The 24,943-nt window shown below is 73.3% G+C and carries 31 protein-coding genes; 18 read left to right on the top strand and 13 right to left on the bottom strand.

Translation table 11 applies throughout. The features are described 5' to 3' along the window. The first annotated feature begins 106 nt into the window (after positions 1–106). Entirely contained in the window at positions 107–1,150 is a 1,044-nt protein-coding gene (locus CLV37_RS13000) for an NAD-dependent epimerase/dehydratase family protein (RefSeq protein WP_106210970.1), read from the top strand. Here the strand turns inward: CLV37_RS13000 and CLV37_RS12995 are convergent. Beyond that, positions 1,033–1,779 carry a sigma-70 family RNA polymerase sigma factor gene (locus tag CLV37_RS12995; protein WP_106210968.1) on the bottom strand — a complete coding sequence of 249 codons (747 nt, stop codon included), beginning with the start codon at positions 1,777–1,779 and terminating at the stop codon, positions 1,033–1,035. The genes CLV37_RS13000 and CLV37_RS12995 overlap by 118 nt on opposite strands. Before the next feature lie 645 nt (positions 1,780–2,424). On the opposite strand from CLV37_RS12995, the gene CLV37_RS12990 reads away from it, so the two are divergent. The 6 genes from CLV37_RS12990 to CLV37_RS28855 all read left to right on the top strand — a co-directional run bounded on the left by CLV37_RS12990 (position 2,425) and on the right by CLV37_RS28855 (position 7,044). Then, the gene (locus CLV37_RS12990) at positions 2,425–3,192 is read left to right on the top strand and encodes a GAF and ANTAR domain-containing protein (protein ID WP_106210966.1); all 768 of its coding nucleotides are present in this window, start codon (positions 2,425–2,427) and stop codon (positions 3,190–3,192) included. A gap of 102 nt (positions 3,193–3,294) precedes the next feature. Continuing rightward, a complete protein-coding gene (locus CLV37_RS12985; RefSeq protein ID WP_106210964.1) occupies positions 3,295–3,663 on the top strand; it encodes an STAS domain-containing protein in 369 nt (122 codons plus the stop codon). A gap of 146 nt (positions 3,664–3,809) precedes the next feature. Further along, positions 3,810–3,965: a hypothetical protein gene (locus CLV37_RS27625; RefSeq protein ID WP_170127243.1), complete on the top strand. Its 156-nt coding sequence runs from the start codon at positions 3,810–3,812 to the stop codon at positions 3,963–3,965. Positions 3,966–4,153: 188 nt separating this feature from the next. After that, a complete protein-coding gene (locus CLV37_RS12980) occupies positions 4,154–4,909 on the top strand; it encodes a GAF and ANTAR domain-containing protein (protein ID WP_106210962.1) in 756 nt (251 codons plus the stop codon). A gap of 68 nt (positions 4,910–4,977) precedes the next feature. Then, complete coding sequence (locus CLV37_RS12975) at positions 4,978–5,688, top strand: ANTAR domain-containing protein (RefSeq protein ID WP_170127242.1); 711 nt, start codon at positions 4,978–4,980, stop codon at positions 5,686–5,688. Positions 5,689–5,769: 81 nt separating this feature from the next. Continuing rightward, positions 5,770–7,044 (top strand): ANTAR domain-containing protein, encoded by a 1,275-nt coding sequence (locus CLV37_RS28855; RefSeq protein WP_106210958.1) that lies wholly within the window; start codon positions 5,770–5,772, stop codon positions 7,042–7,044. Between the two features lie 18 nt (positions 7,045–7,062). Here CLV37_RS28855 and CLV37_RS12965 read toward each other — a convergent pair whose 3' ends face one another. From CLV37_RS12965 to CLV37_RS27050, 3 genes are read right to left on the bottom strand one after another with little or no spacing between them, the layout of a single operon-like run. Next, positions 7,063–8,937 carry a CheR family methyltransferase gene (locus CLV37_RS12965; RefSeq protein WP_106210956.1) on the bottom strand — a complete coding sequence of 625 codons (1,875 nt, stop codon included), beginning with the start codon at positions 8,935–8,937 and terminating at the stop codon, positions 7,063–7,065. A 4-nt stretch (positions 8,938–8,941) separates the two neighbouring features. Further along, positions 8,942–10,012, bottom strand: coding sequence for a chemotaxis protein CheB (locus CLV37_RS12960; RefSeq protein WP_106211368.1), 1,071 nt, complete (start codon positions 10,010–10,012; stop codon positions 8,942–8,944). A gap of 10 nt (positions 10,013–10,022) precedes the next feature. Beyond that, entirely contained in the window at positions 10,023–10,400 is a 378-nt protein-coding gene (locus CLV37_RS27050; protein ID WP_146149393.1) for a hypothetical protein, read from the bottom strand. Between the two features lie 237 nt (positions 10,401–10,637). Between CLV37_RS27050 and CLV37_RS12950 the strand changes: the two genes are divergently transcribed. From CLV37_RS12950 to CLV37_RS12915, 8 genes are all read left to right on the top strand, one after another. Beyond that, the gene (locus CLV37_RS12950; protein WP_106210951.1) at positions 10,638–11,174 is read left to right on the top strand and encodes an AraC-like ligand-binding domain-containing protein; all 537 of its coding nucleotides are present in this window, start codon (positions 10,638–10,640) and stop codon (positions 11,172–11,174) included. Between the two features lie 8 nt (positions 11,175–11,182). Beyond that, positions 11,183–11,596 (top strand): helix-turn-helix transcriptional regulator, encoded by a 414-nt coding sequence (locus CLV37_RS12945; protein ID WP_211298612.1) that lies wholly within the window; start codon positions 11,183–11,185, stop codon positions 11,594–11,596. 251 nt (positions 11,597–11,847) lie between these two features. Then, the gene (locus CLV37_RS12940; RefSeq protein WP_146149391.1) at positions 11,848–12,300 is read left to right on the top strand and encodes a hypothetical protein; all 453 of its coding nucleotides are present in this window, start codon (positions 11,848–11,850) and stop codon (positions 12,298–12,300) included. 160 nt (positions 12,301–12,460) lie between these two features. Next, positions 12,461–13,012, top strand: a complete 552-nt coding sequence (locus tag CLV37_RS12935) for a hypothetical protein (protein WP_106210946.1) — start codon at positions 12,461–12,463, stop codon at positions 13,010–13,012. Between the two features lie 24 nt (positions 13,013–13,036). After that, on the top strand, positions 13,037–13,963 hold the full coding sequence (locus tag CLV37_RS12930) for a manganese catalase (RefSeq protein WP_106210944.1): 927 nt from the start codon (positions 13,037–13,039) through the stop codon (positions 13,961–13,963). 33 nt (positions 13,964–13,996) lie between these two features. Then, entirely contained in the window at positions 13,997–14,257 is a 261-nt protein-coding gene (locus CLV37_RS12925; RefSeq protein WP_106210942.1) for a hypothetical protein, read from the top strand. A 160-nt stretch (positions 14,258–14,417) separates the two neighbouring features. Continuing rightward, positions 14,418–14,921 carry a DUF4383 domain-containing protein gene (locus tag CLV37_RS12920; protein ID WP_106210940.1) on the top strand — a complete coding sequence of 168 codons (504 nt, stop codon included), beginning with the start codon at positions 14,418–14,420 and terminating at the stop codon, positions 14,919–14,921. A 133-nt stretch (positions 14,922–15,054) separates the two neighbouring features. Next, a complete protein-coding gene (locus CLV37_RS12915) occupies positions 15,055–15,426 on the top strand; it encodes an STAS domain-containing protein (RefSeq protein WP_170127241.1) in 372 nt (123 codons plus the stop codon). Between the two features lie 58 nt (positions 15,427–15,484). Here the strand turns inward: CLV37_RS12915 and CLV37_RS12910 are convergent, their stop codons facing one another. From CLV37_RS12910 to CLV37_RS12890, 6 genes are all read right to left on the bottom strand, one after another. Beyond that, positions 15,485–15,874 carry an STAS domain-containing protein gene (locus CLV37_RS12910; protein WP_170127240.1) on the bottom strand — a complete coding sequence of 130 codons (390 nt, stop codon included), beginning with the start codon at positions 15,872–15,874 and terminating at the stop codon, positions 15,485–15,487. Between the two features lie 102 nt (positions 15,875–15,976). After that, positions 15,977–16,714 carry a PP2C family protein-serine/threonine phosphatase gene (locus CLV37_RS28100; protein ID WP_211298611.1) on the bottom strand — a complete coding sequence of 246 codons (738 nt, stop codon included), beginning with the start codon at positions 16,712–16,714 and terminating at the stop codon, positions 15,977–15,979. Between the two features lie 21 nt (positions 16,715–16,735). Further along, positions 16,736–17,173 (bottom strand): hypothetical protein, encoded by a 438-nt coding sequence (locus tag CLV37_RS28095; protein WP_211298610.1) that lies wholly within the window; start codon positions 17,171–17,173, stop codon positions 16,736–16,738. A 126-nt stretch (positions 17,174–17,299) separates the two neighbouring features. Beyond that, entirely contained in the window at positions 17,300–17,758 is a 459-nt protein-coding gene (locus CLV37_RS12900) for an SRPBCC family protein (protein WP_106211364.1), read from the bottom strand. 75 nt (positions 17,759–17,833) lie between these two features. Next, positions 17,834–18,130 carry a DUF3140 domain-containing protein gene (locus tag CLV37_RS12895; RefSeq protein WP_245885391.1) on the bottom strand — a complete coding sequence of 99 codons (297 nt, stop codon included), beginning with the start codon at positions 18,128–18,130 and terminating at the stop codon, positions 17,834–17,836. A gap of 1 nt (position 18,131) precedes the next feature. Then, positions 18,132–18,983 (bottom strand): SDR family oxidoreductase, encoded by an 852-nt coding sequence (locus CLV37_RS12890; protein ID WP_106210934.1) that lies wholly within the window; start codon positions 18,981–18,983, stop codon positions 18,132–18,134. Between the two features lie 59 nt (positions 18,984–19,042). Between CLV37_RS12890 and CLV37_RS12885 the strand changes: the two genes are divergently transcribed. Further along, complete coding sequence (locus tag CLV37_RS12885; RefSeq protein ID WP_106210932.1) at positions 19,043–20,827, top strand: glycoside hydrolase family 15 protein; 1,785 nt, start codon at positions 19,043–19,045, stop codon at positions 20,825–20,827. Here the strand turns inward: CLV37_RS12885 and CLV37_RS12880 are convergent. Genes CLV37_RS12880 through CLV37_RS12870 form a run of 3 tightly spaced genes read right to left on the bottom strand, consistent with a single transcriptional unit; the run spans position 20,815 to position 22,299 of the window. Next, on the bottom strand, positions 20,815–21,885 hold the full coding sequence (locus tag CLV37_RS12880) for a spore photoproduct lyase family protein (RefSeq protein ID WP_106210930.1): 1,071 nt from the start codon (positions 21,883–21,885) through the stop codon (positions 20,815–20,817). The genes CLV37_RS12885 and CLV37_RS12880 overlap by 13 nt on opposite strands. Then, complete coding sequence (locus CLV37_RS12875; RefSeq protein WP_106210928.1) at positions 21,882–22,079, bottom strand: DUF3072 domain-containing protein; 198 nt, start codon at positions 22,077–22,079, stop codon at positions 21,882–21,884. The genes CLV37_RS12880 and CLV37_RS12875 overlap by 4 nt, the downstream gene beginning before the upstream one ends. Positions 22,080–22,086: 7 nt before the next feature. Then, on the bottom strand, positions 22,087–22,299 hold the full coding sequence (locus tag CLV37_RS12870; RefSeq protein WP_106210925.1) for a hypothetical protein: 213 nt from the start codon (positions 22,297–22,299) through the stop codon (positions 22,087–22,089). Positions 22,300–22,411: 112 nt separating this feature from the next. Here CLV37_RS12870 and CLV37_RS12865 point away from each other — a divergent pair, with 112 nt between their 5' ends. Continuing rightward, a complete protein-coding gene (locus tag CLV37_RS12865) occupies positions 22,412–23,305 on the top strand; it encodes a glucose 1-dehydrogenase (protein WP_106210923.1) in 894 nt (297 codons plus the stop codon). Continuing rightward, entirely contained in the window at positions 23,302–24,939 is a 1,638-nt protein-coding gene (locus CLV37_RS12860; protein ID WP_106210921.1) for a RecQ family ATP-dependent DNA helicase, read from the top strand. Before CLV37_RS12865 ends, CLV37_RS12860 begins: the two co-directional genes overlap by 4 nt. Positions 24,940–24,943: the final 4 nt, after the last annotated feature.

Raw genomic sequence — 24,943 nt, 5'->3', positions numbered from 1 at the left:
TTTCGCCCGGCCCGGGCGGGGTAGGGGACGTGGGACGGCCCGGGCCGACGGGTGCGTACCCGCCGCGACCGCAGGGCGCACGGGAGCGGGACGAGAGGGTGCACGGATGAGGGTCGCGATCACGGGGGCGTCGGGCAACGTCGGGACGGCGCTGCTGCGCCGGCTGGCGGGCACGGGCACGGAGGTCGTCGGGATCTGCCGGCGGCTGCCCGACCTCGAGGGGGTCTACGCCGACGTGCAGTGGGAGTCGATCGACGTCGCCGGCCCCGGCGCCGTGGAACGGCTCGCCGAGGTGTTCCGCGGGGTCGACGCCGTCGTGCATACGGCCTGGCTCATCCAGCCGGCGCGCGACCCGCAGGAGATGACCCGGGTGAACGTCGGCGGCAGCCGCAACGTGGTCCGCGCCGCGTTGCAGGCCGGGGTCCCGCACCTGGTGCACCTGTCGTCGGTCGGGGCGTACGCCACCCACCCGCTCGGTGGCGGCCGGGTCGAGGAGCACTGGCCGGCGACGGGCATCGAGAGTTCGCAGTACTCCCGGGAGAAGGCCGCCGTCGAGTCGTACCTCGACGAGGTCGTCGCCGAGCACCCCGAACTCGTCGTGACCCGTGTGCGACCCGCCCTGGTGTTCCAGCGCGACGCCGGCAGCGAGATCGCCCGGTACTTCATGGGTGCCCTCGTCCCCACGCGGCTCCTGCGGCGCGTCCCGCTGCCCGTCCTGCCGCTGCCGCAACGCCTCCGGTTCCAGGTCGTGCACGCCGACGATCTGGCCGACGCGCTGGCCCGCATCCTCGAGCGCGTCCCCGGCGGGGCGTTCAACGTCGCCGACGAACCGCTCCTGACGAACCGGGACCTGGCGCTGTCGCTGAACTCCCCGCGGTTCGTCGGAGTGGACCGCAAGCTCGTGCGAGCGCTCGCGGACCTCACCTACCGCGCGCACCTGCACCCCGTGCAGCCCGGGTGGCTGGACCTGGGGTACGGGGTCCCCGTGATGGACACCACCCGGGCGCGCGAAGTGCTGGGGTGGCGGCCCGCTCACGCGGCGCGCGACGTCCTGGTGGAACTGCTCGACGGCGTGCGCGACCACGCGGGGGCCCCGTCGGGCGCGCTGCGGCGGCGGACGGGGCTGGTGACGTCCCGCACGGGCACGTGAACGCCGAGCTCGACACGCAACCGCGCCAGGATGCCGGCGAGGAGGCGGGACACCTGCATCTGGCTGATGCCGAGCTCGGCGGCGATCTCGGACTGCGTCGCCTCGTCGTAGAAGCGCAGGTGCAGGATGCGGCGTTCACGGTCGCTGAGCCCGGTCACGGCCGTCCGCAGCGACAGCAGGTCGTCGACGTGGGCACTGGTGTCGTCCTCGCCGGCGACGTCGTGGCGGGGGACGTCCAGGGAGAGCGCGGAGTAGGCGTGCGTGGCCCGGTGCGCCTCGCGCAGTTCGGCGACGGTGGCGTCCAGGCGCGCGGCCAGTTCCTGCTCGCTCAACCCGGTGGTGGTCTCCTGGATCATCCGCGTCCGCAGTTCCTGCAGGCGCCGCGGCGGCCGGACGCACCAGCCGTGGTCGCGGAACCAGCGCCGCAGCTCACCGGTGATCGTGGGCGTCGCGTACGCGCCGAACTCGTGACCGGCCTCGGGCCGGAACCGCTCGGCGGCCTTGACCAGCCCGAGCCGGGCGACCTGTTCGAGGTCCTCGTCGGGGATGCCGCGGTGGCGGTAGCGCAGGGCCAGCCCCCGGGCCAGGCCCAGGTGGTCGTGGATCAACTGCTCGCGGACGTCGGGCATGCGCGTTCCCCCTCCAGGGTCCGTGAGGTACCGGCCTGGGCGAAACGCTGCTGCACCCGACGTGCACCACTCCAACACCGGCCCTCACGCTCGGCAACCGGAAACGGTGAGCGTGAGTGGTCCCCGGCCCTCGACGTGCGCTGGGACTCCTCCAGCGCGACGGAACGGGCCTCGGAGTGCGGGGGCACGACGCCCTCCCGCGGGCGGCGAGACCGGTGGCCGGGAGTTCTCCCCCGCCCTCAGCCGCAGCCGCTCGCAGAACCCCGGCCTGCAGCAACGCCCTGCGCCGCACCACCGAGGCGCCTGCGGGGAACTGCCCAGCGCCGGCCCGGGAGCCCGGGCGGGGACTCGCGCGGTTCGGCGACGACGGTGTCGTCGGCGCCGCCCGGTTCGACGAGGGCGCCTGCGGTCAGCACGGCGACCCGGCCACCGACGGGCCGCGCGCGGCCCGCACCCCGAGGTCGCGCACCGTCGTGACCACTGGCGCGGGTTCTCCCCGGATCCCCCTGCGGTTCCCTGCCCGGTTCCGGCGTCGTGGACCTGCGGTCGCCGAGCAGCACCCTGCCCGCGCCCGGCTGAGCGGGCTATGGTGGGCGGGACGTCGGGTCGAAGCAGCGGCCGGCCGTCCCGGCGAAGTGAGGACCCGTGTCCCGATCCGAGGCGAACAGGCGGCTCGCGAGTTCGCGGCTCAGCGTCGTCCGTGACGAGCCGCTCACCACGGACGTCCCCGGTTCCGACGTGCCCCTGGCCGCGGCCCTGGCGGGTCTGGCCCGCGAGCTGCAGACCGAGGCCGCGCCCCGCGACGTCGTGCAGCAGGCCGTCGCCAGTGCCGCCGCCCTGATCGGCGGGGTCGAGCACGCCTCGATCAGCCTCGTGCGCAGGCGGCGCCAGGTGTGGTCCGCGGCCGTCACCGACGAGACCGCCCTGGCCTTCGACCGGCTCCAGGAGGAGGTCGGGGAAGGACCGTGCCTGGACGCCATGTTCGCCGACGCCGTGGTGCGCACCGACGACCTGCGCGACGACCCCCGCTGGCCGGTCCTGGCCGTGGAGTCCGCCGACCTGGGCGTGCGCAGCATGCTGTGCTTCCAGCTGTTCGTGCACGAGAACACGCTGGGTGGGCTGAATCTCTTGTCCTCGCGGCCCGCCGCGTTCGACGGGGAGTCCGAGCTCGTGGGGTCGATGGTCGCCGCGCACGCCGCCGTGGCGCTGGCGGCCGCGCAGAAGTTCGACGACCTCACCACGGCGCTGAGCCACCGCGACGTGATCGGGCAGGCCAAGGGCATCCTCATGGAACGGTTCAAGCTCGACGCCGACCAGGCGTTCGCCCTGCTGGCCCGCATCAGCCAGGACCGCAACGTCAAGCTCCACCACCTCGCCGAGCAGCTCACCCGGTCCGGTTCCCTGGACCGGTAGGCGAGCGGCCGTGGACCGGTGGCGCCGCTCGCGGCCGCGGTCTACGGTCGTGCGACGGGCGGTTGAGGATCCAGCCGCCACCGGTCCACGCCAGGAGCGCAGATGCTCACGGATCCCCCCACCCACGACGCGCCGCACGACGGGCGGTTCGCGTTGCGCATCGACATCGACTACACCCCGGGCAGTTGCCGGCTCTCGCTCGCCGGGGAGCTCGACTCCGACACCGCCTCCCTGCTCGGTGACGCCCTCGAGGACGCGGCCCGCCGACGGCACGAGGTCGTCGTCGACCTGCGCGAGGTCACCGCGTGCGACGAGACGGGCATCGACGAACTCCTCGCGGCCCGGCGACGGGCCGACGCCTACGGCACCCGTCTTGAGCTGACGGGGACCGGCGCCTTCGTCCGGCGGGCCGTGCGGGCGGTGTGGGCCGAGGACCTGCCTGCCTCTCCCGACGGGCACGCCCCCGGCTGAGCGCCTACCGTGATCACGCTGCACCGGCCAGGGGCAGGCAGACGCGCCGCCGTGGACGACGACCTGTCGGCCGGGGCACGAACCCCCACTGGCCGCCCGTCGTCCCGCCCGTCCAGAGATCCGGTGACCGACCGAGAGGAAGCGCCATGACCAACCCCGCCGAGGAACCCGGTACCGAGGAGATGGCCGAGGAGCCCCTGGAACAGGGCTACGGCAACGACACCGGCTTCGCCGAAGAGGCCGCCGAGGCCGACGACGACGGCACGGACGCCGCGTCCGGGGCCGAACCCCCGAAGGTCTGACCCGGGCACGGTGCCAGGAGTCGGCACCGGTCGTGTACGTTCGGTGAACGGTTGAACCGTCAGCCTCACTGCACGTCCGCTCGACTCCTGGCTCGTCCACGGGGAAACGGCTGTGGGAGGGCCGGCCATGCCCGTCTCCCACCCTGCCCCCCGGCGCCGCCGCCGGGACCGGGCAGGGAGGAACACCGATGCCGCTGGCCCTCGAGGCCGCCTTCCTCGAGCTGGGGCGCCTCCTGCTCGACCAGCCGCTGTCCGCCGTCCTGCGCCGCGTGGCCGACCTGGCCGTGGAGTGCGTCGACGGCGTCGACGACGTCTCGATCACGCTGCTGCGCAAGGGGACCCCGCGCACCGTCGTGTTCCACGGTGACCTGGCGGCCGACCTGGACGAACGGCAGTACAGCCTCGGGTACGGGCCGTGCGTCGCGGCCGCCCAGGCGGGCGGCACGGTCCGCCTCGACGACACCGGCCACGACGACGCCTTCCCGGACTTCTCCGTGGCCGCCGCCCGGCGCGGGGTGCGCAGCGTCGTCGCCGTCGGGCTGCCCGACCCCGGGCGCTGCCAGGGCGCGATCAACGCCTACCACCTCGCCGCCGCCGGAGCGCCGCCCGTCTCGGCGCAGGCCCAGCGCGCGCTGGAGCTGTTCGCCCAGTACGCGGCCGTCGCCCTCGGCAACGCCGCCGCCCTCGCCGAGGCCGGCGAGCGTGCCGAGAACCTCCAGATCGCCATGCAGTCGCGTGCCGTCATCGAGCAGGCCAAGGGCGTCCTCGTCGCCCGGCACGCCATCAGCCCCGACGACGCCTTCGCGCGCCTGGCCTCCCTCTCCCAGCACAGCAACCGCAAGCTGCGCCACGTCGCGCAGGACCTCGTGGCGGCCGCGGTCGCCGGAACGGTCCCCGACACCGAGCCGGGCGCCGAGCCCGTCGGGGACGGGGCCCGCCGGTGACGTCGGGCTGCAGCCCGCGCAGGCGGGGTGTACCTGTCGAGAGGGGCCCGAGACCGAGGAGGGACGACGTGCCCGAACCCGCCGACCTGATCGAGGAGCAGGACGTGGACGAGCCAGCGCTGGGGGAACGCCTGCGCAGGGCGTTCGGTGAGCGCAGCGTTCCCGGCGACGGAGCCGACGACGAGGGCGTCCTGGACCGCGTCGCGGACGCGATCGAGGCCCTGGGGGCGCTGCTCGACCTCGGCTGGGTGCAGCCCGAGCCGGTCGCCGACCTGCTCGCCCGGGCCGATCCCGACCAGCACGCCCCCGTCGGCGACGGGGTGCGGTCCCTGGCCGAGGACCTCGCCGTGGCCCGGCTGCGCGCCCGGACGGCGGGGGAGCGCAGCCGCGACGCCGTCGAGCGCGCCCGCGTCGTCGTGGCCCGTTCCGAACAGCTGGCCCAGGAGGTCCAGGAGCGGTTCGTGACCTCGCGGCGCGCGTGCGGTGAGGCCGGCGCCCGGGTGCAGGCCCTGGAGGAGGAGACCCGTCAGCTGCGCACCGCCCTGGAGAACCGGCCCCCCATCGAGCACGCCGTCGGCATCGTCATGCACGCCGTCGGCTGCGACGCCGACACCGCCTGGCGGAGCCTGAGCACGCTGTCGCAGCACCTCAACGTCAAGGTCCGGGTCCTGGCCGCGAACCTGGCTGACGGCGCCTCGCACGGTACCGGGCTGTCGCCGGAGGTGCTGGCGGCGCTGCGCGTCCTCGCCGCCGGTGGCCGGCTCCGCCGGCGCGGCTGAACGGAGTTGCCGACCGCGCTCACCGTCGGCAGGATGCGGTGACCATCGAACCCACGGTGTCACGACCGCAAGGGGCTCTCGATGTCCGGGGACCGGACCAGCACGTCCGACGATGAACTCCTCCTGCGCCTCACCGTCGTGTCCCAGGAGCTCGCCGTCGCCGACGACGAGCTGGCCGCCCAGCAGCGCCAGATCGACGACCTCGTCGCCCGTGAGCTCGACGCCAGGCACACGGTGAGCGCCATCGCCCGCAGCGTCCCGGTGCCCGTGGTCGTCACCGACGCCGCCGGCAGCGTCGTGGAGGCCAACCAGGCGGCGGGGACGCTGTTCGGCATCGCCGTGGGACGGCTGTCGCGCAAACCCGTCCAGGCCTTCGTCCACCCCGACGGGCGCGGCGCGGCGCGCGACCTCGTCTCCCGGGCCGCCACCACGGGTCACGCGGAGGGCGTCCTGGTCCTGACCCCCCGCACCGGTCCCGTGCGCGAGGTCCGTGTCGTGCTCACCGCCGGTGGGCGCCACCCCGACGGCCGCACTAGCCTCACCTGGGTCTTCGCCACCCAGCCCGGGGCCGGCACCCCCGACGAGCGGGCCGCCGACGCGGCCGCCCTGCGGGCCGTCTCGGGCCTGACGGCCCTCGGGATCGGCGACCGCTCCCTGCACGACCTGCTGACCCGGATCGCCGTCCTGGCCACCACCGCCGTCGTGGGCGCCTCCTGGACCAGCGTCGTCCTGGGCGACCCCGCCGACCCCGACGAGCTCGCCGCCGACTCCGAGCAGGCCCAGCGCATGGACGGCGCGCAGTGGCGCACGCGCCAGGGACCGTCCGTCGACGCCCGCGGTGGTGACGCCCCCGTCGTGGCCCACGACCTCACCTCCGACCCCCGCTGGCCCGACCTGGCCGCCCTCGCCGGGGAACTGCCCGCCGCCAGCGCGGTGGCGGTGCCGATCCGCGGCCAGGACGGTGCCCGCGGGGTCCTGACCGTCTACGGCCGCGACGCCGACGTCTTCGGGGCCGACGTCCAGGTCGACCGGGCTCTGGTGTTCGCCGAGGCCGCCGCGGCCGTCCTGCACGACCTGCAGCGCATCGACGAGCTGCGGTCCACGGCCGAGAACCTCAAGGTGGCCATGAGCTCGCGCGCCACGATCGAGCAGACCAAGGGCCTCATCGCCGGCTGGCTGCAGTGCAGCGTCGAGGAGGCCTTCGCCGCGCTCAGCCGGCTCTCGATGGACCGCAACGTGAAGCTGCGCGACCTCGCGGCGCTCGCGGTGGCCGACCCCTCGCGCCACGACCTGCAGCCCCTGCTCGTCGAGGCGCTGGGGCGGGTGCGGCGCGAGTCCCCCGCGCGGGGCCGCTGACCGGGGCCAGGGCCGGGGTCAGGCGTCGTCGAGCTGGTCCATGACGACGATGGCCCCGGACCGACCGGACGCCCCGGCCAGCGAACTGACGGTGACCTGGACGCGGATGGAGCGCCCGCGCCGGTTCACCGCTTCGAGCAGGAACGTGCCGTCCTCGGCGGGGAGCTCCTCGCCGGCCAGGACCGTGCGCACGGCCGGCCCGACCTCGATCAGCGGCAGGCCGATGTCGAGGTTCAGCAGGTGCTGGCCGGCGGCCTCGTCGGCGCGCACGCCCCACAGGTCCGCGGCCCAGGCGTTCCACACCGTCACCCGCATGTCGGCGTCCACGACGGCCACCCCGACCCGCAGGCTCGCGAAGACCCCCTCCATGTAGGCGTTCAGGGCGCTGACCTCGTCGGTGCGCAGCCGCAGCTCGTGGTTGGAGTTCTGCAGCTCGTCGTTCATCGACTGCAGCTCCTCGTTCATCGTCTCGAGCTCCTCGTTGGTGGAGTGCAGCTCCTCGTTGGTGGTCTCCAGCTCCTCGACCGTCGACTGCAGCTCCTCGTTCGTGGTCTCGAGCTCCTCGTTGGTCGACTGCAGCTCCTCGTAGGCGGTCTCGAGCTGGCGGTGGGCATCCTCCAGCTCGTCCTGCAGCTGCCGGGACCGGGAGACGTCGATGAACACCACGGCCGTGCCCAGGGCGTGCCCCTGCGGGTTGCGCAGCGGTACGACCTGCACGTCGAACCACTGCCGGTCCGAGCGGGGCCGGGTGAACTCGACGTCGCGGATCCAGACGGTGCGGCGCTGGGTGTGGGCCTGCTCGACGGCCGAGCGCAGCTCCACCGGCCGGTAGCTGACCTCGAGGTCCTGGAAGGGCCGGCCCGTGTCGGCCGGGGTGAGGCCGAACAGGGTGTCGGCCCGGTGGTTGGACAGCACCACCTCGCCCTGGGCGTTGAGCACGATCTGCGCCACGGGGCTCGCCGCGAGCGCCTCGGCGCGCAGGGTCGCCGAGTCGTCGGAGACGGGCGGGTAGACGGCCGGGGCGACGGTCGCGGTGATCCGGTGCGGGGTGCGGCTGCCGCCGACCCGGCGGAAGAAGCGGTTCTTCAGGTCGACCGGGCTGAACAGGGCGGACTGGCTGAGCAGCATCTCGGCCTTGCCGAGGAACAGGAGCCCCTCGGGTTTCAGGGAGTAGTGCAGCCGCTCGGCGATGCGGGCCTGCGTCTCGGCCGTCAGGTACATGAGGGTGTTGCGGCAGGTGAGCAGGTCGACGTGGGAGATCGGTGCGTCCTGGACGAGGTCGGCGCGGCCGAAGATCACCGACCGGCGCAGGTCCTGCCGGAAGGTGTACCGGCTGCCGTTGGGCTCGAAGTACCTCTCCAGCAGTTCCGGCGGCAGGCTCTTGACCTCGCGCTCGGTGTACGTCGCGGTGCGGGCGTGGGTGAGGGCCTCGTCGTCGGCGTCCGTGGCGTAGATCTTGACGCGGTCGCGGAACTCGTCCGGGCCCAGGATCTCGGCCAGGCAGATGGCGATGGTGTACGCCTCCTGTCCCGAGGCGCACCCCGCGCTCCAGGCCCGGATCGGGCCCGACGGGCGCTGGGACAGCAACTGCGGCAGCAGGTCCGTGCGCAGCTTGTCCCACGCGTCCGTGTCCCGGAAGAACGAGGTGACGTTGATGAGGATGGTGTTGAACAGCGCGGTGAACTCGTCGGCGTCGACCTCGAGCCGGTCCCGGTACTCCTCGTAGCCGCTGACCCCGACGTCGTCCATGCGTCGGTGCACCCGCCGCAGCAGGCTCGCGCGCTTGTAGCCGGTGAAGTCGAACCCCCGGGCCTCCTTGAGGTGCTCCAGGAGGCCCTCGAACTGGTCCGTCGTCCCGCGGACGGGTTCGGTCTCGTCGCCGTGCTCGGTCACGTGGTCACAGGCTCGTTTCGTCGTCCGGTCCCTGCGGCGCAGAGTGCGTGTGCGGGGCAGCGGCCTCGGCGGTCCGTTCGCCGTCGGGACCGCGCAAGGCCCGCGAGGTCAGCAACCGCCGGATCGTGCGGGCCGCCTCGCCCGTCTCCACGGCCCGGTCGCCGAACCGCGTCGCGGTGAGGTGGTGCCCGTTCGCGCGGGCCCGCTCGCTCATCTCCCGGGCCAGCGCGGCCCGTTCCTCCAGGCTGCGCAGCGCGATCCACAGCGCCCCGTCGAGCTCGAACGTCTGCTTGTCCTGCAGGCTGTCCGGGCTCCAGGCGTGCCCGACCCGGCAGCGGAACCGCAGCAGGCCGTGGTCCTCGATACGCCACAGGACGCCCGAGCAGTCCGGGCACGAGTAGCCGGACGGTTCGCCCGGGTGGTCGTCGGACCCCGTCGTCGTCAGGTCGAACTCGGCCACCGCGATCTCCTCCTCCAGCAGCTCGCGCGTTGCGGGACGGGCAGGAGCTTCCTGCTTCGTGAGCTGGGCCAGCAACCCGGGCAACGCGCTCAGCGGGACGACGTGCTCGGGGGAGGCCGCCTCGACCGCCGCGCGCGGCATGCCGTCGTAGAGGGCGTCGGCGGGGTCCTGGACGACCCCCAGCCCGCCCTGGGCGCGGACGGCGACCAGCCCCGCGGCGCCGTCGTCGAGCGCGCCGGACAGGACGACGGCGATCGCCCGCGACCCCACGGCCCGGGCAGCGGACCGGAACAGCGTGTCCACGGCGGGCCGGTGCCCGTTCTCCCGCGGCCCGGCGCCGAGGGCGACGTGGTCGTCGGTCAGCAGCAGGTGCAGGTCCGGGGTGGCCACCAGCACCTCCCCGTGCCGCAGCTGCTCGCCGTGGGCGGCCGGGCGCGCCGGCAGCGGCCCCGCGCGGTCGAGGATGGCGGCGAGGGCGTTGGCGCCCGTGGGGGGCACGTGCAGGACGACGAGCACGGTCGCGGGCAGGTCGGTGGGCAGACCGGCGACCAGCGATCGCAGCGCCTCGACGCCTCCGGCGCTGGCCCCGACCAGCACGACGTCGCGGGTGGGCATGGGCTCCACCCTAGTGTCCCGGTCCCGGGGGACCGGTCCCGCTCGCCGCGGCGGCGCTCGCCCTGCGCAGGGCCGTCGCGGTCCCGGTGCAGCCGTGGTGCAGGCGCAACCGGGTGAGCCGCGCACCGAGCTCGCGCAACGGCACGTCCAGCTGTGCAGCGGCCTCGTGCGCGCTGAACCCGGCGGCGAGGAGTTCCACGAGCGCCGTCTCCTCCCCGGGCACCCGCGGTGCGGCAGGTCGGGCCGGCGGGGGTGACCAGCCCAGGTCCAGCAACGTCCGGCGCAGGCTGCGGGCCCCGGGGTGGTGTGGATCGGTGAGGGCTGCGCGCACGACGTCGCTCAGGCCGTGCGCCTGCCCGGACGAACCGGGCCGTGGTCGCGGTTCCATGACGCACCTCGTCGCTGGTGCTGCACCCGTTGCTCGAGCGTCTCCCCAGTCAAGCACTCCGGACGCCGGGAGGGGACCGGACGGTGCGACCGGCGGCGTCCGCGGCCGCCGGGACCGGTCCGTCGCAGTCCCGTCCGACCCGTGACCGGTGCCCGCCCCCGGGGCTGCGGTGGACGCGCCGGAGGAGCCGGCGTCCAACCTGCGGCGGTGCGCTCCCGGTCCGGAGGGAGTGGACACGTGGCGGTCGAGGTCCTGGAGGTGTCCACGCGGGAGCCCGACGTGGCGCACTCGATGCTGAGCGAGGTGTACTGCCCGGAGAACCCCATCGCCTTCTCCCGGCCGGGGGACCGGTTCCTGTGCGAGTTCCGGGCCGCGTCGTCCGGTGACCTGGGCGCGGACCGCGTCCGGTTCACGACGGGGATGCGGGCCGAGCTGGCGCCCATGGACTCCTTCCTCGTCGCCGCCGGGGTCCGGGGGTCGTCGCGGTACGCGGTGGGACGCGAGCAGGTGGACATGCGGCCCGGGGTCGTCTTCCGGTACCCCACCGACGCGGCCATCTCCTCCTGGTGGCAGGACACGCAGGCCGTGACCGTCCGCGTCCCCCTGTCCCTCGTCGAGCGGATCGTCGAGGAACGGTTCGGCACCGCTCCGCACGGCCTGCGCTTCGAGGGGCTGACCCCGGTCTCCGAGCCGGCGCGGCGCAGCTGGCTGCGGCTCATGCGGTTCGTCCGGGACCACCTCGACGACCCCGTCGCCGGGGGAACGCGCTGGTGACCGCGGCTGTGAGCGATCTCGTGGCGACGAGCGCCCTGACCACGTTCGCGAACAGCACGCAGAGCGGCGGCTACCTGCCCGGACCCGGGTCCGTGGCTCCCGCCACGGTGCGCCGGGCGGTCGCGCACGTCGACGCCCACGCCGCGGAGCCGATCACGCTGCACGACATCGCCGCGGCGGCGGGGGTCGGCGCCCGGGCGTTGCAGCTGGCCTTCCGCACCCACCTCGGGGTCACGCCCACCGCCTACCTGCGCCGGGTCCGGCTGGAGAACGCCCACCGCGAGCTCCAGGCGGCGGACCCCACCGGGAGAGCCACCGTCGCCGCGATCGCGGCGCGGTGGGGGTTCGTGCGCCCGGACCGGTTCGCCCGGGCCTACCGGGAGGCCTTCGGGGTCGCGCCCAGCCTCTCGCTGCGGACCTGAGGTGGGGGCGGCCCGGAACCTGCTTGGTTCAAGTCCCGGGCCTGCGTCCCGCCGGGCCGCGGACCGGCGGTGGCGCGCTCCCAGTGGACGACGAGGGCCACGGTCCGCAGCCGAACGCCGGATCGCCTTCGCCCGGTGGGGGGCCGGCTTCGCTCCCCGGCGGGGGTGAGGTGCGAGGGCGGGAGCGTGCCGGCCGGACCCACAGGTTGAGGACACCGGTTGAGGACACCGCGCGGGGGTAGGTGCCGGGCATGCGCCGTCACACCGTCCTCCTGGGGATCGTCGCCGTCAGCCTGGCGGTCCTGCCCGGGTGCTCGAAGAACGCCGACAACCGCCAAGACCAACCGAGTGCGACCGTGGCGGCGACGGACGTGCCGTCGACCGTCACGTCGCAACCCGGCCCGACGCAGGGGCAGCCGGCGACCGACACGGAATCACCGACCACGCTCACGGCCAGCCCCGACGCCGCCCAGACCACCGAACTCCTCGCGCAGCTGAACGTGATCGCCCCCGGCCTCGGCGACGACCGCGACCAGGCCGTGACCGCCGCGGCCCTGGTGTGCCAGCAGCAGGCGCGCGGCGACGACCCCGCCATGCTGTCCAGCGACGTCGGGCAGGAGTTCGGGGACCGGGGAGCTGCCCTGTCCGACGAGCAGCGTCGTGCCGTCGCCGCCGCGATCGCCGCGACGTTCTGCCACTCGTGATCCGGTTCTGAGGTGCACGGCCCCGGGAGCGGGGTCACAGTGGCCGTGGCCGCGTTCTGCGGCCACCGGTGCAAACCTCGCCGACACGTCCGGGCCCGTTCCCGGCGGGTACGTGCGCCCGCCCGACGGGTCTCCTACTCCTCAGGAGGACCGTTTCCCCATGGCAGGACGACAGACGTTCATCCGCACGCTCCACGACGCCGGCCTCGCGGCTTGGTTCGGTGGTTCCCTCTTCGGCGCGGTCGGCCTCAACGGTGCCGCGGCCGCGGCGTCGGACCCGTCCGAACGCACGAAGATCGCCGCCGCCGGGTGGGCGAAGTGGGCCCCGGTCAACGCCGTGGCCCTCGCCGCCCACACCGTCGGGGGCATCGGCCTCATCGCGGGCAACGCGGGACGGGTCGCGACCCAGAAGGGCGCGGGCCAGAACACCGCGCTCAAGACCGTCCTCACCCTCGCCGCGATGGGCGTGACGGCCTACTCCGGACTGCAGGGCGCCAAGCTGGGCAAGAACTCCCCGGCCCCGGCCGCGGGGGCCACCGAGCCGAACGAGCAGACCCCGCACGAGGTGGCGCAGGCCCAGAAGCGCCTCAAGGCGCTGCAGTGGTCCATCCCCGCGCTCACCGGCGTCCTGCTGGTGATGACCGTGCAGCAGGGCGAGCAGCAGAAGCCCTCGCAGATCGCCAAGGGCCTCATCGAGCGCGTCCGTTCCTGACCACCGACGCAGGAGGAGAACACCGTGTACCGGCACACCCGAGAACTGCAGTTCACCGCGAAACCCGAGAAGCCCGACGCGCTGTTCGCCGCCAAGTTCCAGGAACTCGTGGGCGGCCAGTTCGGCGAGATGACCGTCATGATGCAGTACCTGTTCCAGGGCTGGAACTGCCGTGTCCCCGGCAAGTACAAGGACATGATCATGGACATCGGGACGGAGGAGATCTCCCACGTCGAGATGCTCACCGTCATGCAGGCCCGTCTGCTCGAAGGCGCTCCCGGTGAGACGACTGCCAAGGCCGTCGCCGCCAACCCGGCCCTGGCCGCCGTGCTCGGCGGGCAGAACCCCCAGCACGCCATCGTCTCCGGCGGCGGGGCCCGCCCGACCGACTCCCTGGGCAATCCGTGGAACGCGGGCTACATCGTCGCCAGCGGGAACCTGCTCACCGACTTCCGGTCCAACGTCGCGGCCGAGGCGCAGAGCCGTCTCATGACCAGCCGCATCGCGAACATGACCGACGACCGCGGGGTCAAGGACATGTTGGCGTTCAACCTGGCGCGCGACACCTACCACCAGCAGCAGTGGCTCCTGGGCATCCAGATGCTGATCGAGGACGGGTTCATCGAGACCCAGGTCGAGCAGTCCAACGGCGAGTGGGAGAACAAGGACGCCGCCCACGTGTTCTACACCGGCACCGACGGCAGCCGCGCCGGGGAGGGGTTGTGGGCCACCGCGAACAGCCTCGTCGACGGCGAGCCGCTGCGCGCCGAGGAACTGCGTCCCCTCACCGACGACCAGGGCGTCCTCCCGGCGCCGGACCCGCTGCAGTTCGTCACCTACGACGGCAACCAGGGTCCCGGCAAGCCCGGCAACGCCGTCGGCGGCGTGGCGCAGCAGGCGGAGAACGTCGTGACCAAGGTCAAGGACGCCATCACCGGCGACAAGCACTGAGGGACCACCGGTGAAGTCGGCGGCGAGCGGGTCGTGGACACCCCCCCCGACGGCGGCAGTCGGCTGCCGGCGGGGGAGGTCCACGCCTGGGAGCAGGGGAACAACGCCACCGCGTGCGGTGTCCCGCTGCGGCGGGCGGGGCTGATCCGGTTCCCGCACGTCGACTTCGCCGACCTCGACCCGCTGACGGGCAGCAGCGCCGACGCCGTGCGCTGGACCTGCCCGACGTGCCAGGCCGCCACCGGCGGCCGGGCGCGGGGACGGAGCTGGGTGCGGATGGACCCCCGGCCCTGACCCCTTCCGGAGCGTCGACGCACCGGTACGGACCTTCCGCACCGGTGCGTCAACGGTCCAGCAGGTGCACCCACCCGTGGGTGGCGTGCGCCGCCACCGAAGAGGTCGAGCCCGCGGCCGCCCCACCGCCGGGAACCCCGGCCGTCCTCCAGGAGGCCTCATGAGCACCACGAAGAGCTCGACGTCGTCCCGCCTGTCCGTCCACCGCCCCGCGGTCTCCCGCGCAGCCCTCGTCGTCGGGCTGGCCTTCCTCGTCGTGGGGGTCCTGGGGTTCGTCCCGGGGATCACGACGAACTACGGCTCCCTGGCCGGAGCCGGACACCACTCGATGGCGATGCTGCTCGGCGTTTTCCAGGTGTCGGTCCTGCACAACCTCCTGCACCTCGGGCTCGGGCTCGTGGGCGTCCTGCTGTCGCACAGCGCCACCCTGGCCAAGGCCTACCTCGTCCTCGGCGGGATCGCCTACCTCGTGCTGTGGATCTACGGGCTGGTCGTCGACCAGCAGAGCTCGGCGAACTTCGTCCCGCTCAACACGGCCGACGACTGGCTGCACCTCGGGCTCGGGCTCGGCATGGTCGTCCTGGGACTGGTCCTGCCGCGGCGCTACACCGAAGCGACCGCCGCGACCTACCACGGGCCGACGGCCGGCGGCCGGATCCAGTGAGCCGACCGTCACGGAGCGGGTGTACGTCGCCCGCTGCGTGACGTACGGTTCCCCCAAGGTTGCACACCCAGCCTCGGCGACGATGCCGCGGAGCGGGGAGCCCTGGGGCGTCGAGCTCACGAAGGGCCCGGCCATGACCACCACCGCGACCACGCTCGCACCCGCCACCGCTCTGATCGCCGAGACGCCAGGACTCCGGCTGAGAGTCACCTCGCACCCCATGGGCCGTACGGTCCTGCTCGGGGGTGAGTTCGGCGTCGAGACGGCCGACCTCGTGGCCGTCGTCGTCGGCCACGTCCTGCGCTCGGGGCAGGACGTCGTGCTCGACCTCGCCGATGTCACCTTCTGCGACGTGCGCGCCTGCAACGCGCTGTTCGTGTGCGCGCGTGACGCGCGCGCCGCGGGGACGACCCTGCGGCTGGTGAACGTCCGCGCGTTCCAGCGCCGCGTGTTCCGCCTCGTGGGACTCGACGCGGTCGTGGGTGTCACGCGCCCGTGCGCGTGAGGGGAACTCCACGTCGCCCACCCCGGCGGTGAACCCTCGACCTCGCCGCGAGCGCGGGTCAGGGGGCGTCGAGGCCCAGGAGATCCTCCGCCCCGACCGAGGCCAGCAGACGTCGCAGGAACGGGCGGGCGTTGACGACGAACACTCGTCGGCGGGCCGCGGTGGCCTGGTGCGCGCAGGCCAGCAGGGCGCGGGCCGCGGCGGTGTCGCAGTAGGTGACGGCACCGACGTCCACCACGACGTCCTGCCCGGGGCGCAGCAGGTGCTCGACGGCCGCGCAGACCAGTTCCACGGACGCGGCGTCGAACTCACCGGTCAGCTCCAGGTGCCTTCGCCCGTCGTCGTCGGTCTCGGGGGCCTCGCGCAGGCGCAGCGGCGGTTCCTGGAGGGTGGGCCAGGTCGGGGACAGGGCGCGCGGGCCGGTGGTGTCGAGGACGGGTCGTCGCACGAGTCGCTCCAGCGCTGGGGACGACGGGAATCGGCCCCGTCACCGAGGCTGGCTCCTCAACCTCGCCGCACCGCACCTCCGTCCGTGTGCGGGCACAACAGATCACCGGGGCGTGGAACTCGCGCCCGCCGCGGACCGGCGCGTCCCGCCCGACCCGTGCCACTGCAGGCACAACGCCGTCGCGTCGTCGGCCAGGGACGTGGACCGCGGGCCGTGCTCGACGGCCTCCTGCACGGCGCTGGTGAGGATCTGCATGAGCTGGCGGGGGTGGACGTCGGCGTTCCGCACGAGCAACCCCTCGAGGTCCACGTCGTGGGCGTTCCGTTCCTGCATCCGGCGGTCCCCGGGTTCGAGGGCGAACTCCTGCACGGCGTACTCCGTCTCGGGCAGCACTCCCAGCGGCAGGTTCGGCTGGAGCTCGACGGGCTGCACCCGCCCGCCGCGCAGCAGCAGCGGCAACGGGTGGCCGGCGTTGACCACCCTGACCGTGCCCTCGTCCAGCCGCACGTCCAGCAGCAGCCCGGTGACGAACCCGAGCCCCGACCGGTGCTCGGCGATGGCCCGCCCGGCGGTCGCGGCCATCTCCGCCAGGTCCTGGTCCGCCCGCCGGCTGTTGCGCAGGCTGCCGACCGTCAAGGTGGCGGGCATCGCGGCGTCGACGTCGTGGCCCATGGCGTCGGTCATCGACAGGAACAACCGGTCGCCGTCGAGGACGTAGTCGAAGGCGTCACCGCCGACCGTGCTGGCCGGTTCCAGCCAGGCCGCGAGCGTGAACTGGCCCGCCTCGCAGGTGAAGGCGTCCGGCAGCCGTTGGCGCTGGATCTCGGCGGCCAGCGACACCGGCCGGGTCCGCTGGCCCCACTAGTACAGGTCGGTGTGCCGGCGTTCGGTGGTGACGACGTAGGCCAGCGCGTGCGCGGCCGCAGCGACGCGGTCCAGAGTCCCCTCGTCCGGCGTGGAAGGGAGCACGAGGTCCAGCGCACCCATGGCGTCCCCGCGGGCGGTGACGGGGGCCAGGACCCGCGCGCCCGCTCCGTCGGGGACGACCTGCACCTGCTGCTCGACGACGACCAGCCCGTACGGCAGGTCCTCGTCGTCCAGCGGGACCTGCTCGTGCTTCGTGCCCTCGCCCAGCCGGATCAGGGACCGGCCGGCGAAGTCGGTGATGAGGAAGCTGACCCGTCCGGCCCCGAACTCCTCGGTCAGCCGGTGGGCGAAGACCTTCACGGCGTCGGTCGGCGGAGCCGCCTCGATATCCTCCAGCGGAACGGGGAACGGACCAGCTTCGTCCTGCTGCACTCCTTCATCGTGCCAGGAGTTCGCGCCCCGTGCCGGACCCTCACCACCTCACACGGGGGTCGTGCCGCACGAGCGGCACGACCCCCGCGTGAAGGCCCCCGGTGTCGAACGGGCGGGCCGGGCGGATCACTTCGGCGGAGTGACGTCCCCGCGCCAGGCGCCGGTCTCGCCGCCGCGGGACTCGATGAAGTCCTTGAAGCGCTCCAGGTCCTTCTTGATCTGACGGTCGTCCGCGCCGACCGCGGCGCCGATCTTCTCCACGATGCCCTCGGTGTCCCAGTCGAGCTGGACGGTCACCCGGGTCTCGTCGTCGGAGAGGCGGTGGAAGGTGACGACCCCGGCGTGCTGCTTGCCGTCGACGCTCTTCCACGCGACGCGCTCGTCGGGGTGCTGCTCGGTGATCTCGGCGTCGAACTCGCGCTCGACCCCGGCGATCTTCGTCTTCCAGTGCGTGTGGGTCTTATCGGTCTGCGTGATCGACTCGACCCCGTTCATGAAGTGGGGGAACGACTCGAACTGGGTCCACTGGTCGTAGGCCGTGCGGACGGGGACGCTGACGTCGATGCTCTCGGTCACGTTGCTCATGGTCCAGTGGTACCGGTTCGCGCCGGTCGCGACCACTTGGAACGCGACCGGCACCGGATGTTCACCTCAGCACGTTCACTTCAGCGGGTCGTGCCCCCAGTTCATGAGCGAGTAGCGCCACTTCGTCTCCGTGACGTCGCCGTCCGGCCGCTGGGCGCTGTGCCGGGCCACGTACCCGGCGACCTTCGTCATGTGGTCGTGGTCGGCGTCGGTGAGATCGCCCTTCTTCGTGCGCAGGATCTCCACGATCCGCCGGCCCGAGCGGTGCCCGACCGACTCGCCCTCGCCGACCCCCACGGACTTCGACTCGTCGGTCTCCAGCCAGTCCTCGAGCTCCTTCGGCGTCATGTTCACCGCGTCGGAGAACTCCACGTCAGTTCCCTCCCGCGACGCGCACGACCGCGCCGCTGGTGTAGCTGGACTCGACCGAGGCGAGGTGGACGTAGGCGGGCGCGAGCTCGGCGGGCTGACCCGCACGACCGAGGGGGGTCTGCGTGCCGAAGTCCTCGACCTGGTCCGGCGGCATGGTCGCGGGGATCAGGGGCGTCCAGACGGGGCCGGGGGCGACGGCGTTGACGCGGATGCCCTTCTCCCCGAGCTCCTGGGCGAGGTTGGTGGTGAGGTTCACCAGCGCGGCCTTCGTCATGGCGTAGTCCAGCAGCGCGGGCGAGGGGGTGTCGGCCTGCACCGAGACGGTGTTGACGATCGACGAACCGGGCTGCAGGTGCGGGACGGCGGCCTGGATCAGCCACACCGTCGCGAACACGTTGGTCGTGAAGGTGCGCAGGAGCTGCTCGCTGGACAGGTCGGTGAGGCTGTCCACCGACATCTGGTAGGCGGCGTTGTTGACGAGGACGTCCAGGCCGCCGAACTCCCGCACGGCGTCGTCGACCACGCTGCGGCAGAACGCCTCGTCGCGGACGTCCCCGGCCCGGCTCAGGCCCTTGCGGCCCGCGGCCTCGACGAGCTGCACCGTCGAGTCGGCGTCGGCCTGCTCCTCGGGCAGGTGGACGATCAGGACGTCGGCACCCTCCCGGGCGAACGCGACGGCGACCGCGCGGCCGATCCCGGAGTCCCCGCCGGTGATCACCGCGCGGCGTCCGGCCAGCCGGCCGCTGCCGCGGTAGCTGTCCTCGCCGTGGTCGGGCACGGGGGTCATGTCGGCGAAGGAGCCGGGGTGCTCGAGGGACTGCGCGGGCGTGGACTCGGGGCGTTCGCTCGTCATGGTCGGGTCCTACCCGCTCTTCGGCGTGCGAACCGTCGGCACGGCTGGTCAGGTGGGGTGTGCCCACGTTCAACCACTGCGTCCGCGATGGCGACGGGTACGTCGACCTGCGCTCCTACGCCGCGATCGGCGACGGGCGCACCGTCGCCCTGGTCGCCGAGGACGGCGGCATCGACTGGCTGCCGCTGCCCGACCTGGACTCCCTGCCCGTGTTCGCCCGGCTGCTCGACGGCGAGGACGGCGGCCACCTCTCGCTCGCACCGGTCGGTGAGTGGACGGTGGCCCGGGCCTACGTCGCGGGCACCAACGTGCTGCAGAGCCTCTACACGACCCCCACCGGGCGGGTGCGGGTCACCGACTCCATGAACCTGGGTGCGACGGGCCGGCTGCCCTGGGGGGAGCTGTGCCGGTTCGTCGAGGGGCTGGACGGCGAGGTCGAGATGGCCTGGTGCGTTTCCCCGGGGTCGGGGCTGAACGCCTACTCCTCCTGGGCCGAGGACACCGGCAACGGGGCCGTGCTGCGCGTCGACGCGGTCACGATGGCCGTGCGGGCCGTGGACGTGGGCAACACCACGTTCGAGGACCGGGAGGTCTCGGGGCGATTCCGCACCTCACCCGGTTCCGAGCACCTGCTGGCCCTGCTGTCCAGCCAGGGCGAACCGCTGCGGATGCCCAGCACGGCCTGGATCCGGCGCAACCTGGACCACACGGTGCAGCACTGGCGGAACTGGAGCGAGCAGTTCACCTACGACGGGCCCTGGCGCGAGCAGACGCTGCGCAGCGCCCTGATCCTCAAGCTGCTGGCCCACGAACCGTCCGGGGCGGTGGCGGCCGCCGCGACGATGTCCCTGCCGGAGAGCGCGGCCGGGGGCAAGAACTGGGACTACCGGATGGCGTGGCTGCGCGACGCCACCTACAGCCTGCACTGCCTCATCGCGCTGGGGGAGTTCGAGGACGTCCACGCCCACGTCTCGTGGCTGCTGCGCGTCGCGCGCCGCCAGCAGCCCGACCTGCCGGTGCTGTCGCGGCTCAACGGTCACCAGCCGGACGGCCTCGTGCGCCACGACGTCCCGGGGTGGCGGGGGATCGGGCCGGTGGTCTCCGGGAACGGGGCCGCCGGTCAGTTGCAGCTCGGCGTGTACGGCGACATCTTCGACCTCGTCCACCAGTACGTCCTCGACGGCAACGTCCTGGACATCGAGACGGCCCGGTTCCTGGCCGGGGTCGCCGACCACACGTGCGACCTGTGGCGCCGGCGCGACGCGGGGATGTGGGAGCTGGAGGAGCGCCGGCACTACACGAGTTCGAAGATGGCGTGCTGGCAGGCGCTGGAGTGCGCGGTGCAGCTCGCCGAGGGCGGTCACATCCCCGGCCAGCTCGACCGCTGGCGCCGCGAGGCGGACCGGATCCGGACCTGGATCGACGAGCACTGCTGGTCGCCGCAGCGGCAGGCCTACGTCTGGTACCCCGGCACCGACCAGCTCGACGCGTCGGTGCTGCTGCACGCCGCCTCGGGGTTCGACTCCGGGGAGCGGATGTCCTCGACGATCGACGCGGTCCTGGCCGAGCTGTCCGACGGTCCGCTGCTGTACCGGTACTCCGGGGCGGCCGAGGAGGAGAAGGCGTTCCTCGCGTGCTCGTTCTGGGCGGCGAACGCCCTGGGGTCCGTGGGTCGGGGGAAGGAGGGCGTCGACCTGCTCGAACGCACCCTGGCTCTGGGCAACGACGTCGGGGTGTGGACGGAGATGGTGGACCCGGCCGACGGTTCGTTCTGGGGGAACCTGCCCCAGGCCCTGAGCCACCTGGCGTTCATGACCGCCGCTCTGACCCTTCAGAACGCGTAGCGCACCCGCAGGTAGGGGGCCCGTTCGGCGATGAGGTCCAGCAGCTGCTGCACGTAGCGGCCCTTGTCCCCGGAGCGGTACCGGACGTTGAGGCCGCCGGACTGCGAGCGCTTCGTCTCCTGCATGGCCGGGCGCCACAGCAGGTCCTCGGCCCTGGGGTGCCAGCCGAGGTTGACGCGGTGCAGGTTCTCCTCGTGGGTCAGGAAGATCACCTCGGCCTGCAGCTGCGCCTTGGTCGTCGCGTTCGTGGCGTCCCCGAGCTGGTCGAGGAGTTCGGCCCACCGGGGCAGCCAGTCCTCGTGCACGACGACGGGGGAGAGGTTGACGTGCACCTCGTACCCGGCCGCGACGAAGTCGTCGATCGCGGCGAGCCGTTCGGGGACCGGGGAGGTGCGGATGTCCAGCAGCTTCGCGACCCGGGCGGGCATCAGGGAGAACCGGACGCGGGTGCGTCCCTGCGGGTCCAGCGTCAGCAGCCGTCGGTTGACGTGCTTGGTCGCGAACGACGCCTTCGCCGTCGGCAGGTCCCGGAACAGGGTGATCAGGTCGTCGACGTTGTCGGAGATCTGCGCGTCCACCGAGCAGTCGCTGTTCTCCCCGACGTCGTAGACCCAGCTGTCCGGGTCGCACTGGTTGGGTTCGGTCTTCACACCCTGCCGGGCGACGTGCCGGCGGACGTGGGCGGTGATCTGCTCGATGTTGGCGAAGACCGTGATGGGATTGCTGTAGCCCTTGCGGCGCGGCACGTAGCAGTAGGCGCACGCCATGGCGCACCCGTTCGCCGTCGAGGGGGCGATGAAGTCGGCCGAGCGGCCGTTGGGGCGGGTCGTGAGGGACTTCTTGACGCCCAGGACGAGCGCCTCGCGCTTGATGCGGACCCAGCGGTCCACGTTCGTCTCGTCGCCGTGCACCTCGGGGATGCGCCAGTGGCTCTCCACGGGCACCACGGTGGCCTGCGGCCAGCGGTCCAGGACCTGGCGGCCGCGGGGGAGGTCCGCGGCCGCCGGTTCGCAGTAGATGCGGGTGACCTCGACGAGCTGGTCCGCGCGGTGGTTCAGGCCCCGCGACCCGTCTGCTGCTGCAGCTCGTCGATCAGCTCCGACGCCTTCGCCTTGGTCAGTCCCTCCGGGACCTCGCGCCCGGCCTCGCGGGCCAGGGTCTCCAGGTAGCTCTGCTGAGGGCCGGTCACCGGTTCGTCGCCGGTCGTCCAGTCCTCGGGGTCCTTCTCGGCGCTGGAGGTGGTCTCGCTCACGCGGTCCTCACTTCTCGTAGGTGTTGAGCGCCAGGCCGACGCCGAAGAACGTGGGCGCCCAGTGGCCCACGAAGATGCCCCAGCGGTCGGCGCGGTCCACCCCGGCGTCCTCGGCCTGCCGGGAGATGGCCCAGGCCAGGAACGACAGCCCGATGCTGGCGAAACCCGCCGTGTAGGCCCACTCGGACTTCACGCCGGCTTCGTGCAGTGCCTTGATCATGGTGCTCTCCCTCGGAGTCGTGTCGGGAGTCCCAGCAGACCCGACAGCGGGCCCGTCCGCCACCTGAACGGGTGAACGCGCAGATCCCCCAGGGTCTGCCTACGGTGAAACGGTGACCGACCAGTTCACCTTCAGCAACCCCGTGACCCTCTACCACCAGGGTGGTTTCGAACCCCAACCGCAGGACGGCCCCGGCCTGGCCTCGCAGCAGTCGCCGAAGCCGGACCACGGCGAGAGCACCTACCGCGGGACCGGCCGCCTCACCGGGCGCAAGGCCCTGGTGACCGGCGCCGATTCCGGTATCGGCCGGGCCGCCGCGATCGCCTTCGCCCGCGAGGGCGCCGACGTCGTCCTCACCTACCTGCCCGCCGAGGAGAGCGACGCCCGCGAGGTCGCCGCCCTGGTCGAGGAGGCCGGCCGCAAGGCCGTGCTCGCCCCCGGCGACCTCACGGACGAGCAGTTCGCCCGCAGCCTGGTCGCGACCACGGTGCGCGAGCTCGGCGGGATCGACCTCGTCGCCAACGTCGCCGGCAAGCAGCAGCACGTCGAGGACATCGCCGACCTCACCTCGGCCCAGTTCGACGAGACCATGCGCACCAACGTCCACTCGCTGTTCTGGATCGTGCAGGAGGCCGTCCCGCACCTGCCGCCGGGCTCGACGATCGTGAACACGGCCTCCATCCAGGGCTACCAGCCGTCACCGAACCTCGTGGACTACGCCACGACGAAGGCGGCCATCATCACGATCTCGCAGGCGCTGGCGCAGCAGCTCGCGCCGAAGGGGATCCGCGTCAACGTCGTGGCCCCCGGGCCGGTGTGGACGCCGCTGCAGGTCGCGGGCGGTCAGCCCGACGACGCCATGCCGGAGTTCGGCACCTCGACGCCGCTGGGTCGCGCGGGCCAGCCCGCCGAACTCGCTCCTGCGTACGTGTTCCTGGCCTCGCCCGAGTCGAGCTACGTCGTGGGTGAGGTCCTCAACGTCAACGGCGGCATGCCCACGCCGTGAACGACCTGCTCCGCGTCGCCCGGGACGCGTTCGGGTACGAGGCGCTGCGGCCCGGCCAGGAGGAGGCCATGCGGGCCGTCCTGGCCGGGCGCGACGTCCTGGCCGTCATGCCGACCGGCGCGGGCAAGTCGGCCGTCTACCAGGTCCCGGCCCTGCTGCTGGACGGTCCGGTGGTGGTCGTCTCCCCGCTCATCGCGTTGCAGCGCGACCAGGTCGACGGCCTGACGGACGACTGCGCGGGCGGCGACTGCGCGGGCGGCGACCTCGGGGCCGTGATGCTGAACTCGGCCATGTCGGCCGCGGCGTGGCGGCAGGCCCGCGAGGACCTGCGGGCGGGATCGGCCCGGTTCGTCTTCCTCGCCCCCGAGCAGCTCGCGCGCGAGGAGGTCGTCGACGAGCTCGCGGCGCTGGGACCCCGGCTGCTGGTGGTCGACGAGGCGCACTGCGTCAGCTCCTGGGGCCACGACTTCCGGCCCCTGTACCTGCAGCTCGGGTCGGCCCGGGCCCGGCTGGGGAACCCGCCGGTCGTCGCGCTCACGGCGACCGCCAGTCCGCAGGTCCGGGCCGAGGTCATCGCGCGGCTGCACCTGCAGGACCCGCTGGTCCTCGTCGAGGGGTTCGACCGTCCCGAGATCGACCTGCGCGTCGTGCACTGCGCCGACGCCGACGTCCAGCGCGCCGGTGTCCTGGACGCCGTGGCCGTCGCCGGGGGATCCGCGCTCGTCTACGTGGCGACGCGGGCCGCGGCCGAGGAGATCGCCGGACAGATCCCCGGCGCCGACTTCTACCACGCCGGCCGCAGGCGGGCCGACCGCGACGACGTCCAGCGCCGGTTCGTCGACGGCGACCTCGACGTCGTCGTGGCGACCACGGCGTTCGGCATGGGCATCGACAAACCCGACGTCCGCGCCGTCGTGCACGCCACCGTCCCGGACTCCCCGGACAGCTACTACCAGGAGGTGGGCCGGGCGGCCCGCGACGGCTCCCCGGCGGTGGCGACCTTGTTCTACCGTCCCGAGGACCTGGGCCTGCGCACGTTCTTCTCCTCCGCGGTCGCCAAGGTCGGGCCCCTGCAGGAGACCGCCGCCGCCGTGCGGGCCCACGCCGGGCCCGTCGAACCGGGTGACCTGCGCCGCGAGCTGGGCGTCACCGCCTCCCGGCTGGCGGGTGCGGTGAACCTCCTCACCGAGGTGGGCGCGCTGACCGAGGACGGCCGGGGGCGGTTGCTCGTGCCCCCGGGCGCACCGAAGCCCGCTCCGGCCGCCGAAGCGGCGGTAGCGGTCTCCGAGCGTCAGCGCGGCGTCGAACGCTCGCGGCTGGAGATGATGCGCGCGCTCTGCGAGACCGCGGCCTGCCGTCGGCAGTTCCTGCTGGGGTACTTCGGGGAGCAGCTCGACGCCGGCTGCGGCAACTGCGACACGTGCCGGGCGGGCACCGCGCGCGAGCACGAGGCCGGGGACGAACCCTTCGCCGTCGGCTCCAGCGTCGAGCACGGCGACTGGGGAGCGGGTCAGGTCATGCACTACGAGGACGACCGCGTGACCGTGCTGTTCGAGGGTGTGGGGTACCGGACGCTGGCCCTGGACCTGGTCCGCCGCGACGAGCTGCTGCACGCGCTGGACGTGGCCGGGTGAGGGA

Source organism: Kineococcus rhizosphaerae (assembly GCF_003002055.1).
Classification (GTDB): domain Bacteria; phylum Actinomycetota; class Actinomycetes; order Actinomycetales; family Kineococcaceae; genus Kineococcus; species Kineococcus rhizosphaerae.
The sequence above is the reverse complement of the archived record's forward strand: the minus strand, read 5'-3'. Positions and strand labels throughout refer to the sequence as shown.

What these genes read in the sequence shown, in the direction of transcription:
- CLV37_RS12890 (WP_106210934.1), bottom strand. Translation starts at nt 18,983, where the DNA reads ATGACGAGCGAACGCCCCGAGTCCACGCCCGCGCAGTCCCTCGAGCAC.
- CLV37_RS28855 (WP_106210958.1), top strand. Translation starts at nt 5,770, where the DNA reads ATGTCCGGGGACCGGACCAGCACGTCCGACGATGAACTCCTCCTGCGC.
- CLV37_RS12870 (WP_106210925.1), bottom strand. Translation starts at nt 22,299, where the DNA reads ATGATCAAGGCACTGCACGAAGCCGGCGTGAAGTCCGAGTGGGCCTAC.
- CLV37_RS12935 (WP_106210946.1), top strand. Translation starts at nt 12,461, where the DNA reads ATGGCAGGACGACAGACGTTCATCCGCACGCTCCACGACGCCGGCCTC.
- CLV37_RS12940 (WP_146149391.1), top strand. Translation starts at nt 11,848, where the DNA reads ATGCGCCGTCACACCGTCCTCCTGGGGATCGTCGCCGTCAGCCTGGCG.
- CLV37_RS12995 (WP_106210968.1), bottom strand. Translation starts at nt 1,779, where the DNA reads ATGCCCGACGTCCGCGAGCAGTTGATCCACGACCACCTGGGCCTGGCC.
- CLV37_RS12985 (WP_106210964.1), top strand. Translation starts at nt 3,295, where the DNA reads ATGCTCACGGATCCCCCCACCCACGACGCGCCGCACGACGGGCGGTTC.
- CLV37_RS27050 (WP_146149393.1), bottom strand. Translation starts at nt 10,400, where the DNA reads ATGGAACCGCGACCACGGCCCGGTTCGTCCGGGCAGGCGCACGGCCTG.
- CLV37_RS12915 (WP_170127241.1), top strand. Translation starts at nt 15,055, where the DNA reads ATGACCACCACCGCGACCACGCTCGCACCCGCCACCGCTCTGATCGCC.
- CLV37_RS12980 (WP_106210962.1), top strand. Translation starts at nt 4,154, where the DNA reads ATGCCGCTGGCCCTCGAGGCCGCCTTCCTCGAGCTGGGGCGCCTCCTG.
- CLV37_RS13000 (WP_106210970.1), top strand. Translation starts at nt 107, where the DNA reads ATGAGGGTCGCGATCACGGGGGCGTCGGGCAACGTCGGGACGGCGCTG.
- CLV37_RS12920 (WP_106210940.1), top strand. Translation starts at nt 14,418, where the DNA reads ATGAGCACCACGAAGAGCTCGACGTCGTCCCGCCTGTCCGTCCACCGC.
- CLV37_RS27625 (WP_170127243.1), top strand. Translation starts at nt 3,810, where the DNA reads ATGACCAACCCCGCCGAGGAACCCGGTACCGAGGAGATGGCCGAGGAG.
- CLV37_RS12960 (WP_106211368.1), bottom strand. Translation starts at nt 10,012, where the DNA reads ATGCCCACCCGCGACGTCGTGCTGGTCGGGGCCAGCGCCGGAGGCGTC.
- CLV37_RS12900 (WP_106211364.1), bottom strand. Translation starts at nt 17,758, where the DNA reads ATGAGCAACGTGACCGAGAGCATCGACGTCAGCGTCCCCGTCCGCACG.